Origin of the sequence: Nocardia sp. CA-107356, from assembly GCF_050946365.1 — a bacterium.
Classification (GTDB): domain Bacteria; phylum Actinomycetota; class Actinomycetes; order Mycobacteriales; family Mycobacteriaceae; genus Nocardia.
On sequence record NZ_CP191992.1, the window covers coordinates 3,938,711 to 3,953,924 of the forward strand.

The 15,214-nt window shown below is 66.1% G+C and carries 15 protein-coding genes and 1 pseudogene; 5 read left to right on the forward strand and 11 right to left on the reverse strand.

What is annotated here, in order from left to right; translation table 11 throughout:
• Positions 1-195 precede the first annotated feature (195 nt).
• A complete protein-coding gene (locus ACQP1G_RS17565; RefSeq protein ID WP_433205187.1) occupies positions 196-651 on the forward strand; it encodes a hypothetical protein in 456 nt (151 codons plus the stop codon).
• A gap of 85 nt (positions 652-736) precedes the next feature.
• Here ACQP1G_RS17565 and ACQP1G_RS17570 read toward each other — a convergent pair whose 3' ends face one another.
• The 4 genes and pseudogenes from ACQP1G_RS17570 to ACQP1G_RS17585 form a co-directional block, all read right to left on the reverse strand.
• Positions 737-1,204 carry a hypothetical protein gene (locus ACQP1G_RS17570; RefSeq protein ID WP_433205190.1) on the reverse strand — a complete coding sequence of 156 codons (468 nt, stop codon included), beginning with the start codon at positions 1,202-1,204 and terminating at the stop codon, positions 737-739.
• Between the two features lie 1,394 nt (positions 1,205-2,598).
• Positions 2,599-3,684 (reverse strand): tyrosine-type recombinase/integrase, encoded by a 1,086-nt coding sequence (locus ACQP1G_RS17575; RefSeq protein ID WP_433205193.1) that lies wholly within the window; start codon positions 3,682-3,684, stop codon positions 2,599-2,601.
• Positions 3,681-4,154, reverse strand: a complete 474-nt coding sequence (locus ACQP1G_RS17580; RefSeq protein WP_433205196.1) for a hypothetical protein — start codon at positions 4,152-4,154, stop codon at positions 3,681-3,683. The genes ACQP1G_RS17575 and ACQP1G_RS17580 overlap by 4 nt, the downstream gene beginning before the upstream one ends.
• A gap of 93 nt (positions 4,155-4,247) precedes the next feature.
• Positions 4,248-4,451 (reverse strand): annotated as a pseudogene (locus tag ACQP1G_RS17585) (phosphoribosyltransferase); the annotation flags it as partial.
• A gap of 104 nt (positions 4,452-4,555) precedes the next feature.
• Here ACQP1G_RS17585 and ACQP1G_RS17590 point away from each other — a divergent pair.
• The gene (locus ACQP1G_RS17590; protein ID WP_433205199.1) at positions 4,556-5,140 is read left to right on the forward strand and encodes an NAD-dependent epimerase/dehydratase family protein; all 585 of its coding nucleotides are present in this window, start codon (positions 4,556-4,558) and stop codon (positions 5,138-5,140) included.
• A gap of 120 nt (positions 5,141-5,260) precedes the next feature.
• Positions 5,261-5,626, forward strand: coding sequence for a hypothetical protein (locus ACQP1G_RS17595; protein WP_433205202.1), 366 nt, complete (start codon positions 5,261-5,263; stop codon positions 5,624-5,626).
• A gap of 154 nt (positions 5,627-5,780) precedes the next feature.
• Here ACQP1G_RS17595 and ACQP1G_RS17600 read toward each other — a convergent pair whose 3' ends face one another.
• The 7 genes from ACQP1G_RS17600 to ACQP1G_RS17630 form a co-directional block, all read right to left on the reverse strand.
• On the reverse strand, positions 5,781-8,468 hold the full coding sequence (locus tag ACQP1G_RS17600; RefSeq protein ID WP_433205205.1) for a fumarate reductase/succinate dehydrogenase flavoprotein subunit: 2,688 nt from the start codon (positions 8,466-8,468) through the stop codon (positions 5,781-5,783).
• Positions 8,465-9,211, reverse strand: coding sequence for an ABC transporter ATP-binding protein (locus tag ACQP1G_RS17605; protein ID WP_433205208.1), 747 nt, complete (start codon positions 9,209-9,211; stop codon positions 8,465-8,467). Before ACQP1G_RS17605 ends, ACQP1G_RS17600 begins: the two co-directional genes overlap by 4 nt.
• On the reverse strand, positions 9,208-10,101 hold the full coding sequence (locus ACQP1G_RS17610) for an ABC transporter permease (RefSeq protein ID WP_433205211.1): 894 nt from the start codon (positions 10,099-10,101) through the stop codon (positions 9,208-9,210). The genes ACQP1G_RS17605 and ACQP1G_RS17610 overlap by 4 nt, the downstream gene beginning before the upstream one ends.
• Complete coding sequence (locus ACQP1G_RS17615; RefSeq protein ID WP_433205214.1) at positions 10,098-11,525, reverse strand: ABC transporter substrate-binding protein; 1,428 nt, start codon at positions 11,523-11,525, stop codon at positions 10,098-10,100. The genes ACQP1G_RS17610 and ACQP1G_RS17615 overlap by 4 nt, the downstream gene beginning before the upstream one ends.
• Before the next feature lie 29 nt (positions 11,526-11,554).
• Positions 11,555-11,782: a 4Fe-4S dicluster domain-containing protein gene (locus ACQP1G_RS17620; protein WP_030519968.1), complete on the reverse strand. Its 228-nt coding sequence runs from the start codon at positions 11,780-11,782 to the stop codon at positions 11,555-11,557.
• A complete protein-coding gene (locus ACQP1G_RS17625) occupies positions 11,782-12,567 on the reverse strand; it encodes a GntR family transcriptional regulator (RefSeq protein ID WP_433205217.1) in 786 nt (261 codons plus the stop codon). Before ACQP1G_RS17625 ends, ACQP1G_RS17620 begins: the two co-directional genes overlap by 1 nt.
• A gap of 158 nt (positions 12,568-12,725) precedes the next feature.
• Positions 12,726-13,067, reverse strand: coding sequence for a hypothetical protein (locus ACQP1G_RS17630; protein ID WP_433205220.1), 342 nt, complete (start codon positions 13,065-13,067; stop codon positions 12,726-12,728).
• A 111-nt stretch (positions 13,068-13,178) separates the two neighbouring features.
• Between ACQP1G_RS17630 and ACQP1G_RS17635 the strand changes: the two genes are divergently transcribed.
• A complete protein-coding gene (locus ACQP1G_RS17635; protein WP_433205223.1) occupies positions 13,179-14,771 on the forward strand; it encodes a hypothetical protein in 1,593 nt (530 codons plus the stop codon).
• Positions 14,768-15,208 carry a FixH family protein gene (locus ACQP1G_RS17640; RefSeq protein ID WP_433205226.1) on the forward strand — a complete coding sequence of 147 codons (441 nt, stop codon included), beginning with the start codon at positions 14,768-14,770 and terminating at the stop codon, positions 15,206-15,208. Before ACQP1G_RS17635 ends, ACQP1G_RS17640 begins: the two co-directional genes overlap by 4 nt.
• The last annotated feature ends 6 nt before the right edge of the window (positions 15,209-15,214 follow it).

Consider the following 15,214-nt stretch of genomic DNA (forward strand, 5'->3'; position numbering starts at 1 on the left):
TGGAGTACGATCTGTAGCGGGAGAGTCAGCAGGCGCGGCCGATCCAGGAGGCTGGCCTTGTTTTCGCGTCGCCCGCCGCGGCCCCCGCGGACAGCTCAATCACCGGAAGTCCTTGAGCGATTGGAACGCTCGCGCGCTCGTGTCCGTGAACGACGAGAGTTGGCCCGTCGGCGAGAGCGAACGATCGCGGACGCAGTGAAACGCTACCTCTACGATTGGCAGGCGATCACGGCGTGCGAGACCAAACGTGATCAAGAGATCGAGGTACTGCGCCAGCAGATCCGCGCGGTCGAATCACGAGCGGCTGAGGAGATAGCCCTCCATCATGCGGACCAAGCTGTTGCCGCCGCACTAATCCGGGACCAAGGGCAAAGCGACGACGATGTCGCCGAACTGCTCGAAATCAGCACCAAGCATGCGCGGCAATTGATCAACGCCGGACGCGCAGCATCCGAGGAAATGCCGCTGAGCGCATCACCGGAGAAGGCCACCATGACGCCGACGGTGCAGCCTGAGCAGGACGGTCGACATGTCGCTGTCAATGTCATAGAAGAAACGCTCGCAGGCGAAGTCGGCGAACCGCGCCACCCAGTGATGGAGTCCAGTGTGCTGGCACCCGCGATCGGGTCACCGCGTGATGAGGTTACTTGAGACCGTACGCTTGGGGCCGGGCGCTTTTCGGAGCACGAGGCAGCGGTACGCGCGATGAGCGGCCTCTGCTAATCCCTTGGAACAGTTAGATATTGGCGTAGTCGCCTGCGTTCCAGACGAACCATCGGAAGTGCTGAGGCGCGAACGCCTGCCTGGCGGGAACACCTGGTGCCGGTGATAGGGGCCAGAACGCTAGGCCGCAGCGGTGGCAGTAGAACGCTGCCTGCCAGACAGCGTGAGCGGTGCGACGGCCGCGAGAAATACGCCCGTTGCGGCGGCCTCGTAATACCGCGACACCGAGCACGAGTAAGCCAGGCGCCGCGATCGCGCCGACAAACAGGGCTGCGCCAGCCAGTACGACTACGTCCGTTGTGTCAGGGGCATCCGAGGTGGCCACGGACGCCATGCCGACAACGACGACCAACAGAGCAGGGAGTAGCAACAGCAGGCCGAGTGTGGTTATCCCCGCCACCGGACGCCTGCTGGGCTCACGGGCCAGGCTGCGAGCCAACGCGGTGGTGTGGATACGTTCGACCGTCGCTATGCCGATCACCGGAACGAGACTGGTGGCGGCTACGCCGACCCCCGGAGTAGAGATCGGTCCCGGAACTGGTGGATACCCCGTCGGAGTGCACGGCTGGCACGCTCTGAACGACGTCTAGTCGGCGGCAGTGCGGACACGTGATGTCGATATCCATGCGGTGAGCCCCTTTCCAAGTCGCTGCGTTGTCGTTGCGCGTCTGTGGTGCTGGTACCTGCAAAGAAATGTCTGTGCAGGATCCAGCACTGGTGACGGCGTGCTGTCGAGAGTGGGTGTCTAAATCAGACACGGTCGCTCCTTGTCATTGGTGCCAGGATGAAAGCGTCGAATTGATCTGTGTAGTAAGTGTTTCGGTGGGGCGAGACTCGCTGCCGACATGAATGGCTGTTGTGATTCTCGGAAAGGACTCGGACGTCGGACCGGGCCGTTGTCGCCGACGGGTCACCGATCTTCTCGTCTGCTCCTTTGCCGAAACAGCGAACGGTTGTGGTGTCGAGACAGGCTATCCGTGGAAACCCAGTGTCATGCTTGGCTCCTCCTCGGGGAGGCGGCATCGGGTCACGGGCCGTGAAGCCGCGAAGGGAGCATCGGTGCCGCTGAAGCCAGTCCGAGACTGGACTGACGCAAGTACAGCGGATTTCGCAGGTGTGCCGGGCGTGGGATACTTTGGTGTCGTCAATCACTGAGCGATCGGTTGGTAGGCGCGAATACCCCTGAATGAGCCTCGAACCGTCGCAGACCGGTCCGGGGCTCATTCGGATTTCGCGGTCGGGCAGGTGGCGGCTCTCATGATTCGATGGCCAATCGCAATTGACGAGAGCTGACGGCTGGGATCTGTCGGCGTGTCCGCTTTACGAGACGCCGAAGAGGTCGGTGACCGGACCCCCACGCGTCTGCCAGCGGAACTGAGACAGTGATTTCGACGGGCATCAGAATCGAGTCGAAGGGTGGCAGTAGTTCGTGCTCGGCGGAAGACGTCGACCGCAGGTTCCCGACTCGACCCATCTTTACTGTTCATGGGAGGTGTGACCCGCCCGCGCTGTTGTGTCGTTAGGCGGGTCACTTCCCCGGTTGCCGAGCGGACGTCCCCACGTCCATTGGCCGGTGCCATCCTAGCTAAGCAGTCTCGGAGCGGCGCGTAGTTCAACCACCACAACACCTCTTGGACAGCTGTCCTACACAATCGCCTGTTTCCGCTGAGCTGCCGAGTTGTCAGTTTGGTTCGACTTCGCCAGATACAGCGCTTCCGCGTCTTGCTCGGCCGAGCGTGCCCGTGCATTCTTGACCCACTTCGGGCAAAGCATCGGTCTGCATCAATTTCCGACCAGGTGACGACATCATCATCACCGTCGGAGATCGCGGTGTCGGACCGGCTCGTGCGGACCCGACCGATGGGTGAATTGACGTCATCGAAGAGTTCCCTTGCTCGGGGACGATGGCGCGGCCGACGTCCAGTCGTTGGTGTCACACGTGAGCGGATGTGGCTCACCGGTGAGTTTCGAGAGAGCTTGGGCGACTTCCTCGATACCAGCGCGGGTGTAGATGTCGGTGACTGTTCCGCTGGCGCCGGTGTGCCCGGCGTATGCGAAAGCGACGGCTTTGCCGTAGTTGCGCTCCACCCAGGTCAGCGTCGTATGTCGCAGCCAATGCGCCGTGATTCCGTGCGTTTCCACCACTGGAAGGTGCTGTCGCAGACGGCGCCACAAATAGTCGTAGCGGCGGGGTTGGATCGGTCGTCCATTGCGGTATCGCAGCAATGGCTCCGCGACGGATGCGCCACGTTCTCGGGCATGGCGGAGCAAGCCCGCCATCAGCGTGGGAGTCACCGGTTGCCAGCGTTCGGTTCCCCCCTTCTCATGCAGCAGAATCACGCATTGCGTCGCGTCGAGGTCCTGAACGCGCAGATGGATAGCGCCGCCTTGCCGACATGCCGTTTCCAAGTGCAACCGCAGCACCAGCGTGTCGAGCTCGGGGTCGTTGCCCGTTGTCGAGGCGACCCTGATGATGTCGGCCAGTACCTGCTCCGGCAGCGCGCGGCGGGTGGACGGCACCTGGCGGGGTTTCACCAGTCGGGCTGCCGGGCTTGTCCCAGGCCGTATATATCCGTCGTACTCTGCCTGCCGGTAGAGGTAGCGCAGTGCCGCGACGGCCATGCGGCCGGTCTGGCGTCCTTCGCGGCTGTTGCGGCGGCGCTGGCGAGATACTTTGAAATGTTCTACGACGGCCTGCAATTCGGTGACCGTGGGCTCGTCGATCCGCCGGTCGGCCCATCCGGACATGTCCAGAAGCTTGGTCCAGTAGACGTTGTAGGCGTAGCGGGTGTTTCCGGCCGGCATGGCGGTGTAGACCGCGCGGATGTAGGCGGCGAAGGTGGGAACAGACGTCCTGGACCCGGCGGCCATGTCCTGAAGGTCTCGCGCGGTGAGATCGAGCCGCTCCAGCAGCAGCGCCGCGGCTTCGAGATTCGCCTGGCGGGTCGTGTGATCGGTCATCGCAGCTCACCACCCGACGCGTCAATGATGCGGCGCTGCGCCATGTCGTGCAGAGCCCTCGGTGAGAACAGAACGAGGATTCCGCAGGCAGGGGCGGGGGCCAACAGGACTCGATCGCCGGACCGGATGCCGGTCGCGTGACGCAGTTCGGCGGGCAGTCGCAAGCACCGCTGCACCGTGATCCGCGCCGCGCCGTCGAGGTTCAGAGACAGGAAAGCGAGGTCGTCGCGGACAGACCAACCGAGGCGGTCGCCGGGATGCCAGCCCATGGAATCGACCAACTCCTGGTCGTTGATGCGCCCGGCGGTGTCCACGGGTCGCAGCCGGTAACTCGTGGCCTCAGGCAGCGGGCTGTGCAGCGTCGGCAGCGGCATCGCGGGGCAGGTACTGGGTTCGGTGTCAGCTCGCTCGACGCGATCGCCGGCGGGCAGCGCAGCGATCGTAGGTGCGAGCGGGCGGCCGGTCACCATGCGCATCCTCCTCGCCGTAACTCCTGCGGACGAGGATGCGCGGGCAGGTCGGGGTCAGGCCGCCGTTTTAGCACCCTGGAGGGGGTGAGCTCGCCCCAAGAACGTGTCTGAATCGACGTTCATCACGTGCAGGTTCTTCACGTCCAGTGCGTAGCCGAGCGCACCCGCGACGAACAGACCGCCGCGCGCAATCGAGAGGATCAGATCCGGTTCGAACCCGTCCTTGGCGATCTCGGTCGCCAGCTCGCGGCTCGCCGTCCCGAACAGTTCCCAGGTCAGCACTTCCCGATCCGCCATGGATCCTCCATCTCCCTCGCTACCGCTGGCCCTAGAGCATACGACCAGCTACAGGGTGTTCCCCAGCGCATGGACGGCATTCATCCGGGAATTAAGGTGGTCGGGTGCGGATCTTTCTGGCCGGTGCGACCGGCGTCATCGGAATTCGGTTGCTGCCCTTGTTGATCGAGGCCGGACACGAGGTGGCGGGGATGACCCGGTCGGCGGCCAAGGTCGATCAGGTGCGCGCCGTCGGTGCGGAACCCATCGTCTGCGATGCGTACGACCTCGACGCGCTCACCGCCGCGGTCGTCGCCTTCGGTCCCGACCTGGTGATGCACCAGCTCACCGACCTGCCCGACGATGCGGCGCTGCTGCCGGAACTCGCCGGTGCGAATGCGCGCATCCGGGACGAAGGCACCCGCAATCTGATCGCCGCCGCCGAGGCCGCGGGCGCGAAACGCTTTCTCGCTCAGAGCATCGCGTGGGAGCCGCCCGCCGGTCGCGGCGCGGTGATCGAGGCACACGAGGCCGCGGTGCTCGATATCGGCGGTGTGGTCGTGAAGTACGGCCAATTCTATGGTCCGGGCACGTATTACGAAGCCGAGCTGCCCGGCCATCCGCGCGTGCACGTGGATGATGCTGCCGCGCGGACGGTTTCGCTGGTGGATGCGCCGAGCGGCATCGTGGTTATCGCGGATTCCGCCTGAGCCGTGGCGCGAGCGTGCGACGACAGGCGGTCGCGGGTCGTAGCCGTGCCGGTCGGTTTGGAATACGGTGGCACATGGCCGATCGCCCGGATCCGCTCACACCCACCGAAGGAGACTCGCTTGCGCAACACGCTGCTCGTCACATCCGTACTCGGTGCCGCACTGGTGGCGATGCTGCCCGTTGGCGCGGCGGGTGCTCAGGCACCCGGCGACGGTCCGCTGAAGGTGCAGGCGACCACCGGCACCGATCAGATACCGGTCACGGGCGCCACAGTCGGCATCACCACGTGCTCCGCCGGACCGGTGCTGGCAACCTTGACGACCGGCCGCGACGGAACGGTGACGCAGAACTTCCCGAACGGCTGCTACCAGGCGCAGGTCACCTCCGTTCCCTCCGGCTGCGAGCTGGCGAGCATCGCCTACGTTCAGGTCGACGTGGCACCCGGCACGGCACCGGTCGCAAGCTTCCAATTCCGCTGCGCGTAAACTGATTTCGACTCAGGCTCCAGGGCGCGGTCGACGGCCGCAGCAACTCCGTCGCGATGCGGCCCGGGGAGGCTGCGGCCCGCGCTGCCGAGAGGCTGGCCGCGCAGTGCCGCGCCCCGGTAGCGGCGACACAGCCCGCATGAGCGGTGTGCGGCTACGACACAGGGTGTGCACTGTCCAAGGCACGGCGAGCGTAGGCGCGCACGTCCGCGTCGGTGTCATCGATCGCCAGCTTCAGCGCATCGTGCGCCGCCCCGTTCTGTGGCCAGGCGGCCAGTGACAATACCGCCGCCTTGCGCACGTCGAGGTGTGGATCGCGCAGGGCATCCGACAGCGGGGTGATCGCGAAATCTGGGTTCGTGCCCGCGAGGCCACGGGCCGCGCCGACCCGGACCTGCCATGCGGAGTGTCCGAGCGCATCGGCGAGAAGTTTTGCATCATCCGGTACGACAATGAGATTGGCGAAGGCTGCCAGGGCGGCGGCGCGCACGAGCGGATCCGGATCCTCGGCGAGTTCGCGTGCGGTGCTCGCGCCGTGGCCGCCGATCGTCGACAATCCGTGCGCGACGGCGATGCGGACCTCACGGTTCTCATCGCTGGCCGCCGCGGAGACGGCCTGCCGGTCATCGAGTGATACCAGCGCTCGCACCGCTTCGATGCGCACCCGGTGATCCGAATCGGTCAGTGCCGCGACGAATTGCGCGGTCGATCCGGATCGCCGGGCGCGCAGCAGATCGACGACGGTCGCGCGGACCACCGGATCGGGGGAGTCGAGTCGGTCGGCGAGGCCGTGCCAATCGGGCAGTACCTCCACGAGTTCGCGCAGACTCGCCGCGGCGGCCGCGCGGACAGATGCCGCGGTGTCATCGAGTGCGCCGATGAGAATCGGTGCGAATCCCTCGGGGGTGTTCTCGGTCAGCACCGAAAGCGCCGCCACTCGAACACCCGCCTCCGGATCGGTGAGGTAGGACGAAATGTCTTGCACCGTAGGCGAATCCAAGGCGAGCAGGGTGACGAGCCGGGGCGAGGGCGGTGTCGTCGAGGTGCGGACGGTGCGTGGTGCGTCGGTCGGTGCGCGGCCACCGATGAGATCCGGTTGCCGAACCGGGACGACAGTCGAATCGGCCGAGGGTAAGTCGTCGAGTCCGGGCACCGGAACCAGGTACGGCGCCACCGGGCGCTTGAGGAATTCCATCGCCCCGTCGGAGTTCTTGTGCAGGTTCAGGTGATAGCGCCACTCGTTGTCATCGCGCTGCGGCAGATCGGCGCGCTCATGGTAGAGCCCCCAGCGGGATTCGGTCCGGGTCAGCGAGCTGCGTGCCGCCATTTCGGCGCAGTCGCGGATGAAGGAGACCTCGACTGCGCGCATGAGCTCATGCGGTGTGCGTGCGCCGATTTCGGCGATCTCACCGCGCATCCGCTCGAAGGTCTCGACCGCGATGGACAGTTTCGCGGCCGTTTTCGGCGGCGCCACATAGTCGTTGACGAATCGGCGCAGCTTGTACTCGACCTGGGGCTGGGGCGGGCCGTCCGGCTGCCGCAGCGGTCGATAGATCAACTCGTGCGCCGCGGCCAGCTGGGATTCCGGAAGGTCGCCCGGGGCATCGACGTCGGACAACGTGGATGCGGCATGCCCACCTGCCAGGTCACCGAAGACGAATGCCCCGATCATGTAGTTGTGGGGTACGCAGGCCAGATCGCCCGCCGCGTAGAGCCCGGGAACAGTGGTACGCGCATGCTCGTCGACCCAGACGCCGGATGCGGAATGTCCACCACACAAACCGATTTCGGAGATGTGCATTTCGATATCGTGGGTGCGGTAGTCGTGGCCGCGATTGGCGTGGAAGGTGCCACGGGTCGGACGTTCGGTGGTGTGCAGAATACCTTCGAGCGTCGACAGGGTCTCGTCGGGCAGATGCGACACCTTGAGATAGATGGGTCCGCGGGCGGATTCGATCTCACGCTTGACTTCCGACATCATCTGCCCCGACCAATAGTCGGAGTCGACGAAACGCTCGCCGTGCGCGTTCACCTGGTACCCGCCGAACGGATTGGCGACATAGGCGCAGGCCGGACCGTTGTAATCCTTGATCAGCGGATTGATCTGGAAGCATTCGATACCGCTGAGCTCCGCGCCCGCGTGATAGGCCATCGAATACCCGTCGCCCGCGTTGGTGGGATTCTCGTAGGTACCGTACAGATAGCCCGATGCGGGCAGCCCCAATCGGCCGGACGGTCCGGTCGCCAGGATCACCGCCTTCGCGCCGACCGCCACGAATTCGCCGGTGCGCGTATGCAATGCGGCGGCGCCGACCGCGCGGCCCGCGTCGGTGAGCACCCGCACCGGCATGAGCCGGTTCTCGATGCGGATCCGCTCGCGCATCTTGCGTTGGCGCAGTACGCGATACAGCGCCTTCTTCACATCTTTGCCCTCGGGCATCGGCAGCACATAGGACCCGGACCGGTGCACCCGGCGCACCGCGTACTCGCCGTACTCGTCCTTCTCGAATTTCACGCCGTAGCGCTCGAGTCGCTGCACCATGGCGAAGCCGCGGGTGGCAGTCTGATAGATGGTGCGCTGGTTGACGATTCCGTCATTGGCCCTGGTGATCTCGGCAACGTAGTCCTGCGGTTCGGCCTTGCCCGGAATCACCGCATTGTTCACCCCGTCCATGCCCATGGCGAGTGCGCCGGAGTGCCGCACATGCGCCTTCTCCAGCAGCAGCACATCGGCGCCCGCCTCGGCGGCGGTCAGCGCGGCCATGGTCCCCGCGGTGCCGCCGCCTATGACGAGCACATCGCAGTCGAGCCGGATCCGGTCGGATAGCTCGGGAATGTTCACAGCTTCTCCAAGATTTCGGCGTGCACGGACCGGCGGTCCACCGATGTACGCGGCTCGGGTACATCGATAAGGCCGCGCAGCGCACCGTCGCCCAGCACCGCGATGCGGTCGCCGAGCAGTAGTGCCTCGTCCAGGTCGTGGGTGACGAATACGATGGTGGTCGGATGGGCGCGCCAGGTGTCGATCAGCAAGCGCTGCATGGTCGCCCGGGTCTGGGTGTCGAGTGCGCCGAACGGCTCGTCCATCAGCACCGCGCGCGGCGACCCGGCGAGGCTGCGCGCCAACTGAACTCGCTGCCGCATGCCGCCGGAGAGATCACGCGGAAGATAGTCGGCATAGCCGGTGAGTCCGACCTCGTCCACCCAATGCCGGGCGTTCGCCTTGCGTTCGGTCCGTGACACCTTGCGCAATTGCAGTGCGAGCTCGATGTTCTGGCGCACGGTGCGCCAGGGCAGCAGCGCATCGTCCTGGAAGACCAGGGCACGATCGGCGGACGGTCCGGTCACCGCAATGCCGTCGGCGCGGATCACACCCCGGTCCGGCTTGCGCAGTCCGGCGATCGCGCGCAGCAGCGTCGATTTGCCGCAGCCGGATTTGCCGACCACGACCAGGATCTCGCCGGGGGTGATGGCCAGCTCGAGGTCGTCGAGCACCGGCTTGCCGCTGTAGGCGATGCGAATTCCGTCCAGGCTCAACCGCATTCCGGTTGCTGTCGCGGTGGCGGGTGCGGTTGTCGCGGTCATTCGGTGACCTCCCTCGGCAGCCAGCGGGTGATCCGGCGTCCGGCCAGTTCCACGATTCCGGAGGTGCCGAAGCCGAGGATGCCGATGGTGATCATGCCGACGAATACCGCCGGATAGTCGACGATGGTGTAGGCCTGCCACGTCCGGTAGCCGATGCCGAGCCGCCCGGAGATCATCTCGGCCGAGATCAGACAGATCCATGCCACGCCCATGCCCACCGACAGACCGCTGAACACGCCGGGCAGGATGCCCGGAAGTACCACCCGCACCAGGACATCGGTGCGCGAGGCGCCCAGCGTGCGCAGCGCGTCCTCCCAGATGGTCGGCAGCGCACGCACCGCGTGCCTGGTGCTGACGAGCACCGGGAACAGCGACGCCATGAACGTGATGAAGACGATGCCCGACTCGTCGCTCGGGAACAGCAGGATCGCCACCGGCACCAACGCGATGGCCGGGATCGGCCGCGCCAGTTCGGTGAGCGGTCCGAGCACGGCGGCGAAGAGTCCGGAGCGGCCGAGACCGATGCCCGCGACCACGCCGACCACTGCCGCGAGCCCGAATCCGGTGAGAATCCGGATCAGCGATTGCGCGACATCGACGTAGAACTGATCCGATTGCAGCTGCTTGCCGAATTCGCGAACGATCTCGGTGACCGTCGGAAGCGTGTCGAAGCGCAGCCACCACCGCACATTATTGGCGGTGAGCAGTTGCCACAGTCCGATCGCGGTCGCGACCGACGCTACCTGGAGCACACGAGTGCGCCACACGGAACTCCCGCGGGCCGCGACGGTCTCCTCGCGATCGGCCACGGTGGGGCCGACCAGGGCCGCGGTGCGCTCGCCCGTCGTGCGGCCACCACCGGTCGACGTATCGCTGCGCGATGCCGTCATCGTCGGACTTCCGTGACGGCCTGGTCGTAGGAGATCGCGGTCGCGGTGGGGTGTGCCTGCCGGTAGCGCTGCGCGGCAGCGGGTGTGGTGAACGGCAGGAAGCTGTCGCCATCGCGTAACCACACCGCCTTATCGGCGAACCAGCGGGTGCCGAGTTCGGCATCGGGCACATAGGCGGCGCGGATGAGCTTGCCCTGCGCCTTGGCCGCCTGGACCGCGCGCAGCAGGCAGGTCGGATCCGCGGCGGGCTGCGGGCGCTCGGTACCGTCGAGCCACAGCTCACCGGCCTGCGCCGAATTGTTCACGGCCCGCCCGCAGATCGGGTCGGTGCCGGTGACGCGGCTCGGGTTGGCGGTGTTCGCCACCGCCTGGTCGTAGTCGCCTGCGCCGTTCTCTGCGAAGGCTGTGCGCAGTGGCGCGGGATCGACGAATTTGTCGATATCGAGTTCGGCGAAGTCGCCGATCGACTTCAGGTACTGCACATCGCCTTTGAACGCATCGATCAAACTCGGCTTCAGTGTGGTGTCGAAAGACGTTCCGCCCGGGCCGTTGTAGAGGTACACGACTTCCTGCGGCAACCCCGAACCGTCGGCGACGATCTTGGCGGCCTCGAACGGCTTGTCGTTCAAGAACTTGGTGGCATCGAGCTGGGCGGCGAGAAAGGCCCGCAGTACCTCGGGATGATCGGCGGTGTAGGAGCGCCGCGCAACCACGCCGTGGAAGGTGGGCACACCCAATTCGGCACCGTCGTAGAGCAGTTTCGCCTTGTTCTGGAAGACCAGCAGTCCGGGCCACGCCACGAACTGCGCGAGCGCGCCGACCTGATGCGATTCCAATGCGGTGGCCCCGACCTGCGGCTGCTGGTTGAGCACCTCGACGCCCTTGGCCGGATCGACACCCGCGCGGGAGAGCGCCTGCACCAGGGTGCCGTGTCCCGCCGAGCCGACGCTGGCCGAAATCTTCTGCCCGGCCAGGTCGCTGATCGCGTTCGCCGTCGAATCCTGGGGCACCACAACCATATTGAGTGCGCCCTTCGGGTTGTATCCGGTCACCGATACCAGCGCCGTTTTCGCCCGGTCATTGGCCTGTGTGCGAGATCCGTTGATCAGCAACGGATAATCGCCCATCGAGCCGATATCGATCTTTTCGGCGAGCATCTGCGCGGTGATCGGCGCGCCGGTGTCGTAGTCCTGCCACTCCACCTGGTACTTGGCGCCGCCGCTGTCGGTGATCTGCTGTAGGCGCTGCTCCAGATAGCCCTGGGCCTTCAGTAGAGTGCCCGCGGTGACGGTGTTGATGGTCTTGGACTGGTAGCCGACGACCACCTTGACGGTTCCGGCGGGGGTGTTGTCCGAACTCTGCAGCGAGCAGCCCGCCGCGGCCAGTGCGACGGCGAGGAGCAGGGGAGCGAGGCGTTTCTTCATGGGAGACTTCCGGATTCGATGCAGATGTTTCAGCGGAGCAGATAGGGCATATTGACGGTGACGGCACCGGTGGGACACCGGGCCGCGCACGGGCCGCAGTACCAGCACTCGTCGACGTGCATGAAGGCCTTACCGTTGTCCGGGTTGATGGCCAGCGAGTCGAGCGGGCAGATCTCCACGCACAGCGTGCAGCCCTGGATGCACAGGGATTCGTCGATGGTCACCGGAATATCGGTGCGTTGGTTCGCCAGTGCCATCAGATGACCTTCCATTCGGATGTGCCGCGGATCAGACTGCCGCGCATAGTGATTCGATCTCCGCGCATGCGGATGTACTCCAGATCCACCGGTCGGCCGTCGTCGAGACGGGTGAGCCGTTCGAGCATCAGCAGCGCGGCGCCCTCGGGCGCTTCCAGGGTGGCGGCGGTGTGTGCGTCGGCGGTGATCGCTTCCAGCGCAAGGTCGGCCGAGCCCAGCGGCCCGCCGCTGATCTGTTCGATGAGCACGAAGATGTCGTTGGTCTCGAGATCGTGCCCGAGGACCTCGGTGCCGATATCGGGTGCGAGATAGGTGAGATCCAGGCTCAGCGGCAGATCCGCGAGATAGCGCAGTCGCTCGATATAGACCACGCGCTCTCCGGGATTCAGCCCCAGTTTGCGCGCCACGGCGGGTGGCGCGGTGATATGCATCGCCGCGCGCACCTCGTTGCGCACCGTGCCGTGGCCCTTCAGCGTCTCCTGCAGTCCGAGTAGCGCGTCCAGCCCGTGGTCGTATTTGCGCCGGGCGACCCGGGTGCCCACCTTCGGCACCCGATCGATCAGACCTTCGTCCTTGAGCAGTGCGAGCGCGTCCCGCACGGTATTGCGGGACGCGTCGTATTCCGCGACGAGCTGCTGTTCACTCGGCAGCGCCTCGTCGAATGCCCCCGCATGGATCTGATGACGCAGCACGTCGGCTATCCGGCGCGCCTGGTCGGCCCGCAACCGTCGCACGGGCGTCGCCTCGGCTCCCACCTCCGCCGCCTTTCTCTCGCTGACCTGCATGGACAGCGACGATAGTTGGCTGGCGAGCACTCGAGACCCGCCGTGCGGGCCGGGCAAATCAAGGGATGTTATTCCGCCGCCTGCCACCGGCCCTGACCTGGGCAGATGGATCCCGGAGTGGCGATTGCGCCACCCTGTTCACGGTCGGTGAGTTTTGATCACGCAGATTCGAATGACGGGTCGGCGAGGGCGGTGCGGAACAATGCCTCGGTCTCGACGATCGCCTCCACCAGGGCCGTTGGCTCCGGGCGCAGTCCGGCCACGATCGTGTCGACACCACGCAGCCCCGCCCGCCGCAGCAGACGCTTCTCATTGGTGGTCCATTCGCCGCGCGCCGCCAGCACCGCGTGCGCGGTCTGCATCGCCACGGTGGCCAGGGCGCCCGTGACCTCGGTGACCTGGCCACGTGGGATATGAGCACCCCGGGCGTATCGCAGCGTGAGTGCGGCCCGGTTGCGCCATACCGGCGGGGATGGCACCCGGGTGACCGTCATCGTCATCGCTCGGGGATTATCCGGATGCTCGGCTGGTGCGGCATCACTCCGGCGGGGGAGTCGAAATCCCCGCTGGGGGTGATGTTCTCATGGGGTCGCATCCCTACCATGGCGGGCGTGGCTGTTGTTGCCGGTGTTGTTCGCGGTCGCGCTCTGCTGGTCGCGGGGGTGTGTGCGTTATTGGTGTCGTTCGGGATGGGTTCGGCGTTCGCCGATTCGTCCGCGTCGGGTGCGGATATTTCGGTCGCACAATCGCTCGGTGATCGAGAGCTCACGATCGTATTGCGCCGGGTGACCAGCGTGCCGGGGCCGTTGCGCGTGGATGTGGTCACCCACGCCGGTACCGCCGCCGGGCGGCTCACCCTCGCGGTGCGGCCGACGGGTGCGACGACACGATCGACACTGCCCGCGCCGGGCGCGCCCACCGCCGAGGCGGTCGTCGACCTCGGCGCCGCTCCCGGAATGTATTCGGCCACCGTGCCCATGGATCGGGCCGGGCCGTGGGAATTGGCCGTCGGCGATGGTGCGCGGGTGGCGCGGATTCCCTTCGTCGTGCCCGCGCAGGTGACCTCGCCACCCGAACGTCTGGTCTATGGCGGGTTTCTGGTCGCGGGTGTGCTGCTGCCCGTCGCATTGGTGCTCGCGATTCGTGCTCGGCGTAGCGGGTGGGCGCTGCTTCCGGCCGCCGGGATGGTGGCCGGGGTCGCGGTATCGGTGACCGCGGCATTGCTGTCGTCCTCGCTGCCGCTACCTCCGCAACCAGGCGGGCAGCTCGATCCGACGGTGGACAATGTCAGTGATCCTTACGCCCTGAATCAGCCATTGATATCGGATTTCTCGCGGCCGCCGGTCCTGCTCACCGTTGCGGGTGGGCCCGTAAATGCCGGGCGGCCAGGCGATCTCGACTTGGTGCTGATCGACGCCGCCACCGGTGCGCCGGTCGATGATCTGCTCGTACATGACAGTGCGCTGATGCATCTGCTCGTGGTGGGACCGACCGGGCAACTGGCGCATCTGCATCCGATTCGGATCGGACCCGGTCGCTACCAGGTTCATTTGGGGTCGCCGGAGGCCGGGCGATACGCGCTGTCCGCGGAGTTGGCGCGGCGCGGTGGTGGCGTGCAGATGGTCCGCGCGGCAAGCGGTTTCACAGTTCTGCCCGGTGCCGGGGCACCGCAATCATCCAGCGCCCCGGTGCATCTCGGTAGCGGTGACAAGAACACCGCGACCGTCATCGATGGAAATCCGGTCACCATCAGGACGACCACGCCGGTGGCCGGCGCGCCGACCACCATTACCGCCGAGTTCGGCGACGCTGCCGACCTACAGCCGTGGCTCGGCATGGTCGGGCACATGATCATGGCGGGTCCACTGCCAGCGGCCGCGGATATCGCCGCGGCCGTGCAGGACTCACCCATCTGGGGGCACGCGCATTCGATGGGCGCGACCTCGATGCAGGGCATGCCGGGTATGGATATGCCGGGTATGGATATGACCGAGCCCGCTGCGAGCCGGGGCACCATGCTCATGCCGCCCGTCAATGGCGAAAGCGCACCCGACGAGACGGTCGCCGCGTACGGACCCGACGTTCCCTTCACCTACACCTTCCCGCTCGCGGGCCGGTATCGACTCTGGATCCAGGTCGAAAGGCGCTATACCGTGCTCACGGTCCCGGTCATCCTCGATGTCGCGACGGGAGCACAGTCATGAGCGTGACCGAATCCGCCGCCCGGACCACCGATCGCCGGGTGCTCCTGGCAGGGGGAGCGGCGCTGGTCATCGTGATCGCCGCCATCGCCTGGCTGCTCTGGCCGAGCCAGTCCGGCCCGCTCGTGCTGAAATCCGGTACCCCGCACCATCTCGTCACGGTCACCATCGACAGCCTTCGAATCGGCAGCACCGATATCGACATCGCCGTCACCGACCGCACCGGCGTTACGAAAGATCATGCCGCAGTGCGGATTCAGGTGAACCAGCCGCTGATGGGCTACGCGGGGCAGTCCGTCACGGCAGTGGCCGCAGGCCCAGGACGTTTCCACGCCGTTGCGGTGCCACTGATGATGACCGGCCCGTGGGAACTTCGGCTTTCGATCGACGACCACGACGGCGTCGACGAACTCACGGTACCGCTCTGGGTCGGTGGCTGAGAACAC

Coding starts and splice junctions, on each gene's coding strand:
- ACQP1G_RS17575 (WP_433205193.1), bottom strand. CDS start 3,684: ATGACCGATCACACGACCCGCCAGGCGAATCTCGAAGCCGCGGCGCTG.
- ACQP1G_RS17580 (WP_433205196.1), bottom strand. CDS start 4,154: ATGGTGACCGGCCGCCCGCTCGCACCTACGATCGCTGCGCTGCCCGCC.
- ACQP1G_RS17605 (WP_433205208.1), bottom strand. CDS start 9,211: ATGACCGCGACAACCGCACCCGCCACCGCGACAGCAACCGGAATGCGG.
- ACQP1G_RS17610 (WP_433205211.1), bottom strand. CDS start 10,101: ATGACGGCATCGCGCAGCGATACGTCGACCGGTGGTGGCCGCACGACG.
- ACQP1G_RS17615 (WP_433205214.1), bottom strand. CDS start 11,525: ATGAAGAAACGCCTCGCTCCCCTGCTCCTCGCCGTCGCACTGGCCGCG.
- ACQP1G_RS17620 (WP_030519968.1), bottom strand. CDS start 11,782: ATGGCACTGGCGAACCAACGCACCGATATTCCGGTGACCATCGACGAA.
- ACQP1G_RS17625 (WP_433205217.1), bottom strand. CDS start 12,567: ATGCAGGTCAGCGAGAGAAAGGCGGCGGAGGTGGGAGCCGAGGCGACG.
- ACQP1G_RS17630 (WP_433205220.1), bottom strand. CDS start 13,067: ATGACGATGACGGTCACCCGGGTGCCATCCCCGCCGGTATGGCGCAAC.
- ACQP1G_RS17640 (WP_433205226.1), top strand. CDS start 14,768: ATGAGCGTGACCGAATCCGCCGCCCGGACCACCGATCGCCGGGTGCTC.